Annotated in this window: 16 protein-coding genes; 10 read left to right on the top strand and 6 right to left on the bottom strand. The window is 52.1% G+C overall.

The features are described 5' to 3' along the window. The first annotated feature begins 112 nt into the window (after positions 1 to 112). Positions 113 to 1,330 (top strand): 4-hydroxybenzoate 3-monooxygenase, encoded by a 1,218-nt coding sequence (gene pobA / locus PsAD37_RS10880; RefSeq protein WP_063296167.1) that lies wholly within the window; start codon positions 113 to 115, stop codon positions 1,328 to 1,330. 55 nt (positions 1,331 to 1,385) lie between these two features. Here the strand turns inward: pobA and PsAD37_RS10875 are convergent, their stop codons facing one another. The 6 genes from PsAD37_RS10875 to PsAD37_RS10850 form a co-directional block, all read right to left on the bottom strand. Further along, positions 1,386 to 2,279: an alpha/beta fold hydrolase gene (locus tag PsAD37_RS10875; RefSeq protein WP_063296166.1), complete on the bottom strand. Its 894-nt coding sequence runs from the start codon at positions 2,277 to 2,279 to the stop codon at positions 1,386 to 1,388. Positions 2,280 to 2,413: 134 nt separating this feature from the next. Next, entirely contained in the window at positions 2,414 to 3,085 is a 672-nt protein-coding gene (locus tag PsAD37_RS10870; protein WP_063296165.1) for an HAD family hydrolase, read from the bottom strand. Positions 3,086 to 3,228: 143 nt separating this feature from the next. Then, complete coding sequence (locus PsAD37_RS10865; protein WP_063296164.1) at positions 3,229 to 3,786, bottom strand: hypothetical protein; 558 nt, start codon at positions 3,784 to 3,786, stop codon at positions 3,229 to 3,231. Positions 3,787 to 3,906: 120 nt separating this feature from the next. Continuing rightward, positions 3,907 to 4,713 (bottom strand): gamma-glutamyl-gamma-aminobutyrate hydrolase family protein, encoded by an 807-nt coding sequence (locus tag PsAD37_RS10860; protein WP_063296163.1) that lies wholly within the window; start codon positions 4,711 to 4,713, stop codon positions 3,907 to 3,909. Positions 4,714 to 4,780: 67 nt separating this feature from the next. Further along, positions 4,781 to 5,755 carry an amino acid ABC transporter permease gene (locus tag PsAD37_RS10855; protein ID WP_063296162.1) on the bottom strand — a complete coding sequence of 325 codons (975 nt, stop codon included), beginning with the start codon at positions 5,753 to 5,755 and terminating at the stop codon, positions 4,781 to 4,783. Between the two features lie 4 nt (positions 5,756 to 5,759). Then, positions 5,760 to 6,596 carry a transporter substrate-binding domain-containing protein gene (locus PsAD37_RS10850; protein ID WP_063296161.1) on the bottom strand — a complete coding sequence of 279 codons (837 nt, stop codon included), beginning with the start codon at positions 6,594 to 6,596 and terminating at the stop codon, positions 5,760 to 5,762. A 125-nt stretch (positions 6,597 to 6,721) separates the two neighbouring features. Here PsAD37_RS10850 and PsAD37_RS10845 point away from each other — a divergent pair, with 125 nt between their 5' ends. From PsAD37_RS10845 to PsAD37_RS10805, 9 genes are all read left to right on the top strand, one after another. Then, positions 6,722 to 7,657, top strand: a complete 936-nt coding sequence (locus tag PsAD37_RS10845; protein ID WP_063296160.1) for a LysR substrate-binding domain-containing protein — start codon at positions 6,722 to 6,724, stop codon at positions 7,655 to 7,657. Positions 7,658 to 8,312: 655 nt separating this feature from the next. Beyond that, positions 8,313 to 9,245, top strand: coding sequence for a LysR family transcriptional regulator (locus PsAD37_RS10840; RefSeq protein WP_063288028.1), 933 nt, complete (start codon positions 8,313 to 8,315; stop codon positions 9,243 to 9,245). Between the two features lie 182 nt (positions 9,246 to 9,427). Next, a complete protein-coding gene (locus tag PsAD37_RS10835) occupies positions 9,428 to 10,126 on the top strand; it encodes a glutathione S-transferase family protein (RefSeq protein WP_063296159.1) in 699 nt (232 codons plus the stop codon). 414 nt (positions 10,127 to 10,540) lie between these two features. Next, positions 10,541 to 11,191: a hypothetical protein gene (locus tag PsAD37_RS10830; protein ID WP_063296158.1), complete on the top strand. Its 651-nt coding sequence runs from the start codon at positions 10,541 to 10,543 to the stop codon at positions 11,189 to 11,191. Beyond that, entirely contained in the window at positions 11,172 to 11,606 is a 435-nt protein-coding gene (locus PsAD37_RS10825) for a thioesterase family protein (protein ID WP_057461502.1), read from the top strand. The genes PsAD37_RS10830 and PsAD37_RS10825 overlap by 20 nt, the downstream gene beginning before the upstream one ends. Positions 11,607 to 11,638: 32 nt before the next feature. Then, on the top strand, positions 11,639 to 12,835 hold the full coding sequence (locus PsAD37_RS10820; RefSeq protein WP_063296157.1) for an acyl-CoA dehydrogenase family protein: 1,197 nt from the start codon (positions 11,639 to 11,641) through the stop codon (positions 12,833 to 12,835). A gap of 61 nt (positions 12,836 to 12,896) precedes the next feature. Continuing rightward, complete coding sequence (locus PsAD37_RS10815; protein ID WP_063296156.1) at positions 12,897 to 13,445, top strand: hypothetical protein; 549 nt, start codon at positions 12,897 to 12,899, stop codon at positions 13,443 to 13,445. Next, entirely contained in the window at positions 13,442 to 14,113 is a 672-nt protein-coding gene (locus PsAD37_RS10810) for a M23 family metallopeptidase (protein WP_063296155.1), read from the top strand. Before PsAD37_RS10815 ends, PsAD37_RS10810 begins: the two co-directional genes overlap by 4 nt. Before the next feature lie 80 nt (positions 14,114 to 14,193). Then, positions 14,194 to 14,745: a gamma-glutamylcyclotransferase gene (locus PsAD37_RS10805; protein WP_063296179.1), complete on the top strand. Its 552-nt coding sequence runs from the start codon at positions 14,194 to 14,196 to the stop codon at positions 14,743 to 14,745. The last annotated feature ends 9 nt before the right edge of the window (positions 14,746 to 14,754 follow it).

The following is a 14,754-nucleotide window of genomic DNA, read 5'->3' as shown; positions in this document are numbered from 1 at the left end:
ACAGCAACACTGAACACCATTCAAACGTGTATTCGCAATCCATTTTACTTCTGACTTAGCGCATACCCCATTGCCGCGATCTGCCAGATGTTTTGAACCTAAGGAATTTTTCATGACCCACCATAGAGATCGTACTCAGGTTGCGATTATCGGCGGCGGTCCTGCTGGTTTATTACTCTCTCACATCCTGAGCGAAAACGGCGTGGACAGCGTTGTCCTGGAACAGCGCAGCAAAGACTATGTTCTCTCTCGCATTCGTGCTGGTCTTTTAGAGACCGGCACAGTCCAACTGCTCCGCGATTATGGCCTTGCGGAGCGTATGGATAAGAATGGTAAGAGCAAAAAAGGCTCATGGATTACGCGGCAGGGCTTTGAAAGTCATTTCATTGATACGCACAAATGGACTGGCAAGGAGATGATGGTCTACGGCCAGACCGACATTACCGAAGATCTGTATGAGGCCCGGAAACGCGCTGGCGGCAACATCATCAACGAAGCAACTGATGTAACCCTGCATGATGTGACCTCTGACAAGCCTTCTGTGACCTACGTGAAGGACGGGCAGACCTGTCATCTGGACTGTAACTACATTGCTGGCTGCGATGGCTTCCACGGTGTCAGCCGCAAGACCATTCCTGACGACATTTTACGCACCTACGAGCGGGCTTATCCGTTTGGCTGGCTTGGCATCATGGCAGAAGTGCCACCCCTGCCGGATTTGGTCTATGCCTATCATGAACGTGGGTTTGCACTTGCTTCGCAGCGAAACCGCCTGCTCAGCCGCTATTACATTCAGTGCCCGTTGACAGACAGCGTTATGGACTGGTCCGATGAGCGGTTCTGGGAAGAGCTGATCGCCCGTTTCCCTGCGGATGTGGCGTCAGATATCGTCACCGGACCCTCTATTGAAAAATCCATCGCACCACTCCGCAGCTTCGTGGCTGAGCCAATGCAATACGGACGTATGTTCCTCGCAGGCGATGCTGCTCACATTGTGCCACCAACCGGAGCGAAGGGGCTCAATCTCGCAGCCTCTGATGTGTTCTATCTCTCACGCGGATTGATTGAGCAGATCAAGAGCAATCAATCCACTCATCTGGAGCGTTATTCCGAGCTAGCTCTACGCCGTGTGTGGAGCTCTGAGAGTTTCTCGTGGCGGATGACGCAGTTGATGCACGTCTTCCCGGACATGAACGGGTTCGATGCTAAAATCCAGCAGAACAGCTATGAGCTTCTGCTGCAAAACGAGACCCAGCAAAGAGCGCTGGCAGAAGAGTATGTAGGCTTGCCGTTTGAAGAGCTGGACGCGCTGACCCTGTCAGCCGCTTAATCCAGCGATTGGAGAGAGGCCCTTCCCTCTCCCCCCACCACGTGAACGCGGCTGACTATTCTGTTTTGTCAGCAATTTCAATAATTGCTGCGGCAAAGGCCTCGGGGTTTTCTTGCGGCAGGTTATGTCCTGTACCCTCGACGAGACGCGCCTCATAATATCCGTTGAAGTTTGTTTCGTGCCCTTTGTTGTGCCACGGTGGGCTTACGCCATCATTGGCACCAAGCAATGCAATGGCTGGCACATTGATCTTCGGCTGTGCGGTGAGCAGAACCTCGATCTTCTCAAAAGCGGGATCTCCCTCAACCAACCCAAAACGGTGTCTGTAGGAGTGGATGACAGTCTCAACGAAATCAGGATTGTCAAAGCTCTCGGCGGTTTCGCGGAAGGTTCGGCGAGAAAACTCCCAGGTGGGTGACCATTGCTGCCAGAGCATTTTTGTCAGCTCTTCGCGGTTCTCAGTCAGGCCATTGCGGCCACGTTCACTCTGGAAATAGTACTGATACCACCAGAGCTGTTCCTCCTCAGGCGAGGCAGGTCGGTAGGCTGCAGGGATGTTCTGGATGTTGTAGGCCACCCCGCCACTCACAAGCCCCCTCGCCTTTTCCGGCCAGAGGGCTGCGGCGATACAAGCTGCCCGGCCACCCCAGTCATAGCCCGCAACAATCGCCTGCGGCAGCTCCAAAGCCACCATCAGTGACCGCAGATCAAAGGCCAATGCGCCTTGCTGACCGGAGCGCGGCGTTTGCGGAGACAGATATTGGGTTGGCCCGTAGCCACGCAAGTAAGGGATGATACATCGAAAACCGCGATTGGCGAGGATAACGGAGACTTCGTCATAGCTGCGCACGTCATACGGAAAGCCATGAAGCAGAACAGCTGGAACACCTGATTTCGGCCCAACATCCATATAGGCGACGTTTAGCACCCCGGCTTCAATAAACTTCATATGTCCAATCGCGCGGTCCCTTGCGCAGCACTATAGATCAGGCCTGCTATGAGAAAGTAATAAACTTTCATACTCAAAAGCCTCCGAACAGCCAAAATCGCCTGTTCGGTATGCCGAAAGACCCGAGCTGATATTCAAAAAGCCTTCAATACTCCAATTAACTCTGACAAAGACTGTATTTCTGCAACAGCTCGTATGGGAAGATCTTTGGGCCAGATAGCACCATTCGGAAACCAAACGGATTTCATTCCAACTGTTTGGGCCCCGGAAACATCAGCCGTTGGAGAGTCGCCAACAAAGACGCAATCCTCAGTCCGAACTGATAGATTTCCAGCTGCAAGTTGAAAAATCTTCGCATCTGGTTTTCGCAACCCAACCGCCTCTGAGATAATGTAGTCGTCGGCGAGCCGGTCCAAATTTAGAGCCAGAAGAGACCTCAACTGTATGTCGGTCCTTCCGTTAGTGACAATTCCGATTTTTGCACCCAAGGCCCTGATTTCACTAAACGCCTCGTTAAGCCCCTCAAACGGCATCGCAAATCGCCATGCGTTTCGCATGTAGTGATCGTATAACTCAGCTGCGAGATTTTGGTCGTCTATTCCAAACTCTTTGAATAGCGTTTGGTACACTTTATATTTTGACGACTTCCCGCGATTGTCGAGCTCCAACAAACGAGCCACGACATGAGAAGGAGTCGGGAACACGTTCGGGTACTGGTTGTTTAACTGGTCTTCTGCGAACGCCTTCAATGAAGACGTGCGAGCAAAAAGCGTTTCATCAAGATCAAATATTACTGCAGAAATCATAGCTGGACTGTGAACACCTTAACGGCAGTTCGTCAAGTTCCGCTTTGGCCACACTCCGCCTGCCCAAGCATACCAGTTGTTGGAGATGGTCAATTCAGGATGACGCTTTATTACTCAGTGTGAGATTTTTTGGCTTCGCAACATCAGCAAGGAGAAAGCCATTCTGCAAACTCACATTTAAGGCGGGCAACTTCTTCTGCATTTTGCATGAAGCAATCGAAGCCGCCGTCATAGGGTGCAAATATGCGCGATGTTTCCCGGTTCATGAGTAGAAAACGCTCTTCATCCTGTGCTGCATCTTTTAGGGCTTCGCGATAGACCTCAGGAAACCAGCGCACCTCGTTGCCGTAAAAGCCTATGGTTTCCTCTTCGCCCCATGGGTCATCCTCATACTTCCATTTGAACCAGTATTTCAGACGAAACTGATCAAGAAGCTTGTGACTGTAAGGGAGAGGATACTTATCGAAATTCGGGAAATACGAGATGAAGAGGCAATTCTGCCCCTCCTTTAAAATCCGATTGGCCAATACTCTGCCTCTGTTAAAGACAATTGCGGCTTCTTCCGGCGTTTCTGCGTATCGTCTTGTATCCGGCAGTGCATGGAACCTGACCCACCTTTCGGGCAGTACATCACGGAGGTAATGGCTATAGGGAGGGAGGTCTCCAAAATAGCCTTTCCATTCATCAATGAACCTTTTCACAATGATACAACCCTGTCTCAACCACTCAGCGGAACCATTGAATAATCAGAGGACACTTAGTTGAGATTGGTTCGAATTTTCCTAGGTAAATAGCTGCAATTCGTTTTGAATTGAGAAGAATTACAGGAACGCCTTCACATCTTCTATGCTCTGCATGGCCTTAGAAAAGGCCGCAAAAATGCGGGTGGAAACGGGATTACTCACGGCTTCAAATTCCGCATGCCACTGAATGCCAAGGAAGAACGCTTTGTCTGGATGATGAAAGGCTTCAATCACGCCGTCCTCAGAAAGAGCATCAAGCACCAGCCCGTCTCCAAGCGTCTCAACCGCTTGTTCGTGCAGAGAGTTTACCTGATGGTCGCCTTCACCAAGGATAGAGTTCAGCAGTCCATCCTCCTCAAGGATGAGCTGATGAGCTGCCCCGTATCTTTGTTTTGGTGGCAGCGTGTAGTCGATAGGGTGGTGCAGCGAAAACTCATGGTTCGCATAAAGGTCATTTCGGATGGTGCCGCCGAAAGCCACATTCATTTCCTGCATGCCGCGGCAAATTCCAAGCAGTGGCAGGTCATTTTCAAAAGCGGCACGGATCAGCACAAATGCAGAGGTGTCGCGTTTGTCGTCAAAAGGGCCATGGCTCTCAGAGGTGCCGTCATTGTTGTAATAGGCCGGCTGAATGTTGGAGGCATCACCTGTCAGAATGAGCCCGTCAACCAAGGACAGCACATGGGTCAGTTCTGCGTCCTTCAAGAGCGTTGGGATGATGAGAGGGATTGCCCCAACAGCCTGTAATGCGGCTGTCAGGTACTTATCATCAATGGTTTGCGTTCCAAGGCCCGCATCTTCAGAGGAATTCGCCAAAATTCCGACAATGGTTCTTTTATCAGCAGCCACGCTCTGCGGCGTGGTTTTGCCAGTATTGCTTGTCATAAGCGTATCCCTTCAGGGCACGAAAACTCGTGGCGCACCCATGCGCTCAAAATCAATGGAAGAATAATTATCGCTTCAGCGACTTTGCGTAATGCGTCTCAATGCGCTGTTGCACAAATTCCAGCATGACCGACATGACCCAGTAGATGATGGAGGCGGTGATCAGCATCTCCAGAATCTTGAAGTCAGATCGTCCCTGCGTTCGTGCAATGAACATGATGTCCCAGACGCCGACGACCGAAACCAGCGAGGAATCCTTGAGCATCGCGATGAACTGGTTGCCCGTTGGCGGCACAATAACCCGCATGGCTTGGGGCAGGATGACTTTTCGAAACGTCAACAAACGCGGCAAGCCCAACGCATCCGCAGCTTCCCATTGCCCAAGTGAGATCGACTGGATGCCGGAACGGAAAATCTCGGTCATGTACGCCCCATACACCAGCGACAGCGCGATGATTGCTGCTGGAACGGGCGAAATGACATAACCAATCTGCGGCAGGCCGAGATAGATCAAAAAGAGCTGCACCAGCAAAGGCACGCCGCGAAAATACGAGGTGTAAAATGCCCCGACACCCTCAACCACACCAATGCCAGAGAGCTTTGCAGTGGCGCCCAGCAAGGCAAAGATGAAGGCCAGTGTGATCGCGATCGCAGAGACATAGAGCGTGGTGAACGCCCCTGTCGTTATCAGAAAGGGCAGTTTACGCCCGATAAACTCAAAGCTCAGCTCAAAGCTCAGGAAGAACCCGAAAGCACCTGCTGCAAGCAGAAGCCACACAGTAATCAGCTGAGCGCGCCGGGACAGGCTGAGGACGAGAAACCCCAGTCCTGACACCAGCAGGAAAATCACCATGGATACAGAAAAACGCCCCCACCAGCTGGCAAGTGTTTCTTCACTCATCGCAGGGCGAAGGAATGACCCGATCACGCCTTGATTGAACGCGAGATAAAACGCGATCACAAAGGCCAGTGATCCAAGCGTTGCTGCAGCTTTCAGGCGGGCTGGACCCTGCCTGAAAGCGCCATTGGTGAGTGTGACCATGATCTTACTTAACGCTCACGAGGTCCGCGCCGTGCCATTTCACGGAGAGCTTGGTCAAAGTGCCGTCACTCTTCATGTCCTCAACAATGGAAGCCAGCTTGTCGCTGAGCTCTTTGTCGCCTTTATCAATCGCAATCGCCAGCGGTTCATAAAAGATCGGATCACCCAGCTGTTTGATCGGCAGACCCTTCTTCATCGCCTGCTGAATAACAGGAACGGACTGCGCCAATGCATCAAGGCGCACGCCGTCGCCAAGAGACAGCTCGTCAAACTCGTTGATATCGCTGTAAAGTTTGATTTCACCCGGTGTCACAGCATATTCGAAAGCCGGTGCGCCAACCGCATCAATCTCAAGCTTGTGCTCCAGGTACTTGTGGTAGGTGGACGAGCCCACAACGCCGATCACCTTGCCGTCCAGATCCTTAAGCGATGTTGCCTTGGAGTTTTTGTGAACCGCAAAAGCTGCCGGGGTGTAGTAATACACGGCAGGGAAATCCAGCACCTGTGCGCGGGCTTTTGTTGGGGTCATGGACCCGACAACCATATGCCATCTGCCAGACCAGCGGCCCGCAGTCATGATTTCCCAACCCGGCGTTACAAACTGCACCTCAACACCAAGACGCTTTGCGATCTCTTTGGAAACGTCAATGTCAAAGCCCTGCAGCTGGTTGTCGTCTCCCATAAACGCGTTGGGGCGATAATCAGAGTTAGAGCCCACGAGCAACGTCTTGCTCTTCATGATCGCATCCAGAGCCTCTCCCGCCTGAGCACTCATGCCAACAACGCTTGCAGAGACAAATAATGCAGCCCCTAAGATAGCTTTTCCGGTATTTTTAAACATCCCAACCCCCAAATTCGTCATTATGACGGATATTTCTCAAAGTTTTGGGCAGTTTATAAGTGCGGGTCAGAGCAAGACAAATCAGTCTGATTGATCCATGTATAGAAGAACTCTATACATTACTCATGGCTATCTCTCGACGTTTCGTCCCGACCCTTCAGGAATTACGCGCACTCGCGGCAGTTGCACGGCACAAATCCATCTCCGCTGCCGCACGGGAACTGAACGTCTCGCAACCAACAGTATCCTATCATATCAAGCAGTTAGAAGAGCGTTGGGACGTTAAGCTGTTCCGCATGAACGGGCGCAATCTGGAGCAGACGGAACTGGTTCAAGATATCCTTTCGGAAGTTTCTGCAATCAACAATGGTATAGAGAACCTCTCATACCTCCTCGCCAGCCAGACCGCTCGAAAGCAGCTCACAATCGGCATTGCGCCCTCTCTCGCCTCCATCATGCTGGTGCCACGTCTGGCCCAGTTCTCCGCCTTGCATCCTCATGTGGCAATCCGGATCAGTGCAGCCAATCGCTTCGTTGATTTTGCGGAGGAAAAGCTCGATGTAGCACTGCGCTTGCTTCCCAAGCCTGAGGGCGATCTCGGCGCATCTCCGCTTATTCCCCTGCCGCAAGAGCGGATGCGTGTGGTGTGCTCACCAAACTATCTGGAGACCATCGCAGGAGAGCGTCTGGCACCGCATTCAGCGCCAGTTGAGCTCTTTGCCAAAGCTGATTTCATTCATGAAGACGAGGCCTTCCACTGGCAGAAGTATCTGGAAGCCAGTTGGCCTGACTTTTCCGGCCAGATGGAGCAGCAGCTCACCTTCAACAACACGGACTTAATCCTGCAAAGCGCTATTGCCGGACGTGGCTTTGCCATTCTCAGAGACCTCTATGTCATAGATGCATTGAATGCAAGCACGCTTGTAGAGCCGTTTGCTGAGACGCTCCCTTGCCAGCGTGCTTTTCAGTTTGTCTTGCCAGAAACATCTATCCCCTCAGCCCCGGTTTGGGATTTCATCAATTGGCTGAGCAACGAGATGACTCAGATGCAAATTCGCTAAGCAACTTGCCCCCAAAACCAACTGGATAAGATAATCAGACTGACACTCATGCTCCCGACACATTGTCAGCTCACCCTCACGGTTCCCGTCAATGTGCCAAGGAAGTAATCATCTTTTGCCCCATCTGCTCAAAACATCGTCAAGCAAACAAAATTCTAACTCTAAGTGATTATCAATAATTCACTTTAGCACTATACAATATTCATTGGTTATGTATTGTCATATTAAATAAATATAATTCATATATTCATGAAAACAAATTCTCACATCAATAAATATAACAAAATTAAAATCACTAAACCAAACCACGGAAACAAATTAATTATATGATGACGAGCAATCAAATTATTCATCGAACCCTCAAAATAATTTACTTATCGCGTTTACTTATCGCGGCGGAATCAAACATCGCTATCACAAGGATTTCAGGAGCGCAGCGTCCGGCCCGACAACATGACCGGACATGCATCTCTCAGAAGGACAGGCCTTCGAAAGTAGACTTGGTCTGACTGCAGAGATATCGTAGGGTGATAGCAGGGCATACCCGTTAACCGGGTGCCAGCACACTAGCCCAAAGCCAACGGCTGAGCATAGTTATTGTCCTTTTCAGAGCCGAATACGTTCAAGAAACTCTTTTCTTATTGGAAGGAAAAGGATGGACATTCATCAACTCAAAACCTTCGTGACGGTCGCGCGCGAAGGTAGCATAACCAAAGCTTCAGAATTGCTCTTTCGCAGTCAGCCAGCTGTCAGTGCGCATATCAAAAATATGGAAGAGACATTGGGATTAACGCTCTTTCAACGCACACCGCGTGGAATGGCTGTTACACCCGACGGGCAACGCCTCCTCACGGAAGCACACCAATTGCTGGATCGGCACCAGAAATTTCTGGAAGAAGCATCCCGCTTGCGCGGCAGTCTTGCTGGTAGCCTGACCCTCGGCGCTGGCCGCAACTCAAGCACAGGCGTTGTGAGCAATCTGCTTGCGGCTATGTCTCAGGAGTTCCCCGAGGTTGAAGTTGAGCTGCAACACCGCCCCTCTGTGAAGGTGCTGGAAGGCATTCGCAATGGCAGCCTCGACGCCGGATTTTACACGGAAACAGGTGAGGATGACGCCGGACTGTCTACCTTGGAGATCTCCAATTTCTGCGTTTACCTCGCAGCCCCTGCGGATCTTGTGCCCGTTGCGGCTGAGGTGAACTGGAAGGCACTTGAAAGCGTGCCGTGGATCTACCCAAGTGGCGACTCCTGTTGCGGGCGTGTGGCAAGGGATCTTCTGGACACGCACGGTATCAGGCCCAAGCGGGTGATCAATGTGGATGATGAGGGGGTTACACGTGCTTTGATTGCCAGCGGTGTTGGTATCGGGCTCGTTCATGCCAACTCAACAAACCCACAAGAGAACCAGGGTGATATCGTCTTGCTCTCTCAGGTGCAAAAATCAGCCCGCGTGTTGTTTGCGCACCTTTCCTGCCGGAAAGAAGACCCGGTGATTGCGGCGGTTCGCTCCATTCTGGCGACAGACAATTGCACCAGCCTTTCGTTTCAAGACGACCGAACACTAGAGGCGGCGCTCATCGCCTCCTGACACTTTCAAAAGAACCAGATTTACAAGACTTCAGCTCAGCAATGGGCTGAAGTCTTGTACTCTGCTTTCCAGTTGGGCGGATGGCTGCTCTGCCCAGTTGGCGTTAAAGACAAAAACAATCCGGAATACTGAGGAATTTTTTAGCGCAAACCCATTGTTTAATTCTCATCGGGAGAAGCCACATGCAAAGACTTCTTTACAGCCTCAGCGGAGCCTCCGGGCAACATTACTCCCCGCATGTCTGGAAAATTATGATGTCCTTGAAGCACAAGGGCCTCGATTTTGACCTGAAGCCAGTTTCCTTTGGCGACATTACCAATATTGAAGACGGATCTTTCACCAGCGTTCCTGTGCTCAACGACCAAGGCACGCTTTTAGGCGATAGTTTTGAGATCGCCGAGTATCTGGAAGAGACCTATCAGGAGGCACCCAGCCTATTTGATGGCGCTGGTGGTCTTCAGCTTTCCCGTTTTGTGGAGAGCTACTGCAAAACCGTCCTGCACCCGACTTTGGCTGTGATTGCTGTGATGGATATGTACAACATCATGAGTGATGCCGACCGCGCCTACTTCCGGCCTGCACGTGAAAAACGGTTCGGAAAACCTCTCGAAGAGGTCTACGCAGGGCGAGACGCTGAACTGAGCACTTTGCCGGAGAAGTTGAACCCTGTGCGCGACCTGCTCACCAACCAGGATTGGTTCGGTGGTGAGAGAGCGATGCATGCAGATTATGTTCTGTTCGGGACCTTGCAGTGGTGCAAAGTGTGCTGCCCTGATCCAATTCTTGCTCCGAGTGACCCCGTCAATTTGTGGTTTGAACGCATGTTGGATCTTCATGATTACATGGGCCGCAAAGCTCTCAGCGAAGCTGTTGCCGCCTAGCACTGTCTATATTTCGCGCAGCTCCAAATTACTAAGCCCTTCAGAAGGCATCGCATTTTTTTGCGGTGCCTTCTTTTTATGCAACCTCTTGTATTATCAATAATTTAGAAGTGATAACTTCCGCTGAGGCATTCCTCATCTATCCTGAGGGAAGCCATCAGTTTTTTCAGCTTGTTCAAAGCAAACCTTTCCGGCTCCATAGGGTTACACGAAAAAATATTACTGGACGCGAGGAACAAAATTCACCTCAAGACCGACAGAGCAAACGGAGATTCATTGGAGTCTGCGCGTGTTACCGCTCTGCCATGCATAAGAACAACGACAAGCCACGCAGTTTGTCAGGGGGTGCGCCTCGCGCAAATCCTGCATCGGCATTTTTCAGTCTTTCTTCCCAAGTGAAGGATCAGAGAATTTATGGATGCACATATTGAAGCTTCGGACTATTTGGCCAAAGGAATAGACCCACTGTCCTTTGACTGGGTCCGACAAGTTCACACTCTGGGGCCGACTGGCACGAACTGCGAGAGAGCAGCTCTGACATGGGTACAACGTCACTGCAAAACCACCGAAGTCTTTCTTCACCCGACCATGGAAATTGCAGCGCAAGCCGTTGCTCAATGCCGCAAGTCCGTTTTGCTGAGTGTCGTTGCCTACCCGCATCTTCATTCGATTATTTACGAGCACATCGGCCAACTGAAACTGATGGACGTGTTCATCATGAACACCGACAACATGGTTCTGGCCTCTTCTACCGGCAAAACACCTGCCCTTTGCGCAACGCATCCGGCACCGGAAAAACTGATCCCGGCCTCTATTGAGCGCAAGTACGTCACCAGCAACGCGCAAGCCGCGGCTGTGTGCGCCAAAGGCGAGGCTGATGGCTGCATCACCACGCTGTGCGCCGCCAACGAGTTTTCTCTGACAGTCCTGACAAAGCACGGCCCCGTGCCTATGGGCTTCACCATTCATGGCCCGTTGCAGGCCTCAACACAGACCCAGCCTTCATTCACCAATGATTTTCAAAACCCCAACAGGAGGGAATTTCATGACACAGAAAGCTTATGAAACACCAATCGACATCCGCTACCGCGATACAGATTCAATGGGTCATGTGAGCAGCCCGATCTACTACGATTACATGCAGTCCGCTTACCTGGAATACATGCATGATTTGCTCAAGCTGCCTAAGTCTGAAAAGCTGCCGCACATCATGGTGAAGACCTCTTGCGACTACGTTTCTCAAGCTCTTTACGGCGACCATCTGGTTGTGCTGAGCCGTGTGACGAAGTTTGGTGGCAAAAGCTTTGAAATGCAGCATGAAATGCGTCTTGGCGATGCAGATGGCCGCGTGGTTGCCAATGCAGCGTCCACTCACGTGATGTTTGATTACGAAAAGCAGGCAACCTATCCGGTGCCGGATGAGTTCAAGACTGCAGTTGCAGCTCTGCAAGAACCTGCCGCACATCATCAGCCAGCTTAAGATCCGTCACTTTTGAAATCTGGAGATCTCTGATGGATCTACAATGGAATGAACGTCAACGGGCTCTGCGAGCAAAGTATGCTCAAATTGGCAGCCAGATTGACCACTCAGAGCTTCACGCTGGCAAGCAGGCATTTGATCAGGACACATGGGACCGGCTTTTAGAAGCCGGTCTCTGGAAGATCATCGTCCCGGCTGAGTATGGCGGCGCAGGCACAGACTGGTGGGACTTCACCGCTGCGCTGGAAGGTCTTGCATGCTCTGTGCGCACGCCGGGTATTCTGCTTTCTGTCATCGCACAGGCAGGCATGGTTCATGCACTCAACCTGTTCGGCACGGAAGCGCAGAAGAAGGATTATCTTGGCCGTATCCTGAAAGGGAAGCTCAGCGCAACTGCGATTGCGGACCCTGATACGGGCACAGATGTGCGCTCTACCTCCTCTGTGCTGACACCGGGACCAAATGAGACGTTCATGCTCAATGGTGCCAAGTACAACATTGCCCATGCGCCCGTGGCGGACTTCACGCTTGTGGTGTGCAAGCTGGATGGTCATGCGCGTGACGGTATCTCGCTCATTTTGCTGGATGCAGGCACCAAGGGCCTTGAAGTTGGCGACTACGACCAGAAGCTTGGCAATCTGGATTTGCCAACCGGGCCGATGAAGTTCACCAATATCCCGCTGCATTACGGTGATCTGCTTGGCGTTCCCGGCAAGGGCCTGCGCAACCTGATCACCTTCGTCTCCCTCGGCAGGCTGTATTACGGTTTGGTTTCTGCATGGATGATTGAGCCGATGCTGAAGGAAGCGATGCGCTACGCTCAGGAGCGTCAGACCTTCGAAGTGCCAGTGCTTGAGTTCCAGTACGTGCAGAAGAAACTCACCGACATGCGCATCTCCGCAGAATCCGCCAAGTGGACGGCCTATGGCGCACTCCAGCAGCTTCTGTCCGGTGCGCCGGAAGCCGGCATGACCTGCTCCATTGCCAAGCTGGTTGGGGCTGAAGCGATCACCAGTGGTGCGATTGACCTGCTCAAGCTCTACGGCACCAAAGGCTATCACCAAGGCGAGGTTTCGACCTTCCTGCGCGATGCACTGGCGTTTTGCGCTGTGGGCGGCACTGAGGAAATGCACCGCCGCAACATCATCAGCCAGATGAAACGGCTGGAGGCGAAAGCGGCAAAAGAAGCAGCGCCCGTGCGCGAAGAACGCTTGCTTGAAACAGCATGATTTGATGAAGGCCCCGATATTGCCGGGGCTTTGCACTCTTTTGCATTTACAGGAGACTTTTATGGAATTCGCCAAAGTCGCATTAGCGGCCACTCTTCTGGCAGCAACAACCGCCGCTCCCACTCTGGCAAAGAATGGTGTTGAGCGTGTGCCAACCAAGATCGATTGGCAAGCAGCCAAAACCGCTGCAAAGCGGTCACTCGCGCGGGACCCAGCCGCCGTGGAGAAGTTCGTCGCCGCTACAACTGGCAAGCTCAGTTACATTGAGCTGCCTGTCCTGATTTTCGGCAGTGATGCGAAGATGGAGACACCACAGTTCGGAAGCCAGAACTCATCCTATGCCGCGTTCTACACTCTGGAAGGTGCGCAGATCAGCATTCTGGGGTCTCACAGTGTGCTGACCGGAACGGAAGATCTCACCGAACATCATAAGGCGACGGCGCATGAGTCCATCGGCAACGGGGCAGACTACAATCTGAACCGTTACGGGGCGCATTACACAATCCGCCTGACCTGCGACAACCCGATCAAAGACACGCGCTGCCGTAAGTCTGATTTTCTTCAAAGCGTCGTTCAGACCCTCCTTGTTGTGAATGGAGCAAACCAATGATGCGATTTATCTATCTCTGTCTGGCCCTGACCTTCGGCTTCTCCGCTCACGCAGATGACAGCTCCCGTTTTATGCAGCCGGGAGACCTGATTGAAAACACCGGTAAAGGTGTTGCAAGCCACGCCACCTTCTTTCCGAACATGCGTTTTCCGGTGGAATCCGGCCCAGCCTATGCCAACTCTCACGCTTATGCACCGGGCGGGTTCAAAGCTGACGGTGGGTCCGAGTGTGATCCGGTGAACTATTCCTACCCATGGCGCGATAACTTCTGCGAGTTCCGCAGGGCTGATCTGCCAGTTTGCGCATCTGGCGGCCATCAGGGGCAGGACATTCGGCCAGCATCATGTGAAGCCAGCAAGCACTGGGCTGTTGCAGCAGAAGACGGCATTGTTGCTCATGTAGGTCGTTTTGGTGTGACCATCCAGAGCGCCACCGGCACGCTGTATCGCTATGTGCATCTGGACATGGGCACACTACAGGTGAAGCCAATGGACAAGATCGTCAGAGGCAACCGCATTGGCAAGATCTCCAACAACTGGCTTGGACCGCTACCAATCCATCTGCATTTTGATGCAAAAGACACGGTGATGCTGAACGGCGAACCAAAATCGGTTTTCCTACCTCCTTACACCAGTCTCGTGGCGTCCTATCAACTGATTATGGATTGATCAGCTGAGATTTGATCGCAAAGGGCGCCTTTCACGGTGCCCTTTTTGCTTTTCAATATTCTCCTGAAAAGGGAAAAGAAATGAAAGATATTCTCTGGGTCTTTGGCTACGGCTCGCTCATCTGGCACCCCGGTTTTGAACCCGTTGAGCAAGTGCCCGCCCGACTTGATGGTTGGAAACGCCGGTTCTGCCTGTGCTCCCTGCGCTACCGTGGCACCTTCGACAAACACGGTCTAGTTTTGGCACTGGATGCAGCACCTGATGCTTATTGCAGCGGTGTTGCTTTGGGCATTCCCCGCGATGGGCAGGAGAAGGTGCTGGAAGATCTACGCAAACGAGAGCTGTTTAATCCGGCGTATAGAGAAATCATCACCACGCTTAAACTGCAGGATGGACGCGAGGTTGAGGCGCTCACTTATGTGGTCAACCGCGAGCATGAGCAATACGGTCAGTTCAACGCCGAAGAGCAAGCTCAGATCATCGCGACCGCTGCCGGTGAGCGAGGCCCGAACTGTGACTACCTCTGGAACACCGCAGACCACCTGACAGAACTCGGCATCGCCGATCCGGATCTGGATTGGCTCTCGGACCGCGTGCGTTCAATTCGGTCAAGTGAAGCAGCCCCAGCCTAAGCAAACCAG

This window comes from Pseudovibrio sp. Ad37 (assembly GCF_001623075.1).
GTDB lineage: Bacteria > Pseudomonadota > Alphaproteobacteria > Rhizobiales > Stappiaceae > Pseudovibrio.
The sequence above is the reverse complement of the archived record's forward strand: the minus strand, read 5'-3'. Positions and strand labels throughout refer to the sequence as shown.

Excerpts from the sequence above, each read along its gene's own strand:
- pobA (WP_063296167.1), top strand. The coding sequence starts at position 113 with ATGACCCACCATAGAGATCGTACTCAGGTTGCGATTATCGGCGGCGGT.
- PsAD37_RS10875 (WP_063296166.1), bottom strand. The coding sequence starts at position 2,279 with ATGAAGTTTATTGAAGCCGGGGTGCTAAACGTCGCCTATATGGATGTT.
- PsAD37_RS10870 (WP_063296165.1), bottom strand. The coding sequence starts at position 3,085 with ATGATTTCTGCAGTAATATTTGATCTTGATGAAACGCTTTTTGCTCGC.
- PsAD37_RS10860 (WP_063296163.1), bottom strand. The coding sequence starts at position 4,713 with ATGACAAGCAATACTGGCAAAACCACGCCGCAGAGCGTGGCTGCTGAT.
- PsAD37_RS10855 (WP_063296162.1), bottom strand. The coding sequence starts at position 5,755 with ATGGTCACACTCACCAATGGCGCTTTCAGGCAGGGTCCAGCCCGCCTG.
- PsAD37_RS10850 (WP_063296161.1), bottom strand. The coding sequence starts at position 6,596 with ATGTTTAAAAATACCGGAAAAGCTATCTTAGGGGCTGCATTATTTGTC.
- PsAD37_RS10845 (WP_063296160.1), top strand. The coding sequence starts at position 6,722 with ATGGCTATCTCTCGACGTTTCGTCCCGACCCTTCAGGAATTACGCGCA.
- PsAD37_RS10840 (WP_063288028.1), top strand. The coding sequence starts at position 8,313 with ATGGACATTCATCAACTCAAAACCTTCGTGACGGTCGCGCGCGAAGGT.
- PsAD37_RS10835 (WP_063296159.1), top strand. The coding sequence starts at position 9,428 with ATGCAAAGACTTCTTTACAGCCTCAGCGGAGCCTCCGGGCAACATTAC.
- PsAD37_RS10830 (WP_063296158.1), top strand. The coding sequence starts at position 10,541 with ATGGATGCACATATTGAAGCTTCGGACTATTTGGCCAAAGGAATAGAC.
- PsAD37_RS10825 (WP_057461502.1), top strand. The coding sequence starts at position 11,172 with ATGACACAGAAAGCTTATGAAACACCAATCGACATCCGCTACCGCGAT.
- PsAD37_RS10820 (WP_063296157.1), top strand. The coding sequence starts at position 11,639 with ATGGATCTACAATGGAATGAACGTCAACGGGCTCTGCGAGCAAAGTAT.
- PsAD37_RS10815 (WP_063296156.1), top strand. The coding sequence starts at position 12,897 with ATGGAATTCGCCAAAGTCGCATTAGCGGCCACTCTTCTGGCAGCAACA.
- PsAD37_RS10810 (WP_063296155.1), top strand. The coding sequence starts at position 13,442 with ATGATGCGATTTATCTATCTCTGTCTGGCCCTGACCTTCGGCTTCTCC.
- PsAD37_RS10805 (WP_063296179.1), top strand. The coding sequence starts at position 14,194 with ATGAAAGATATTCTCTGGGTCTTTGGCTACGGCTCGCTCATCTGGCAC.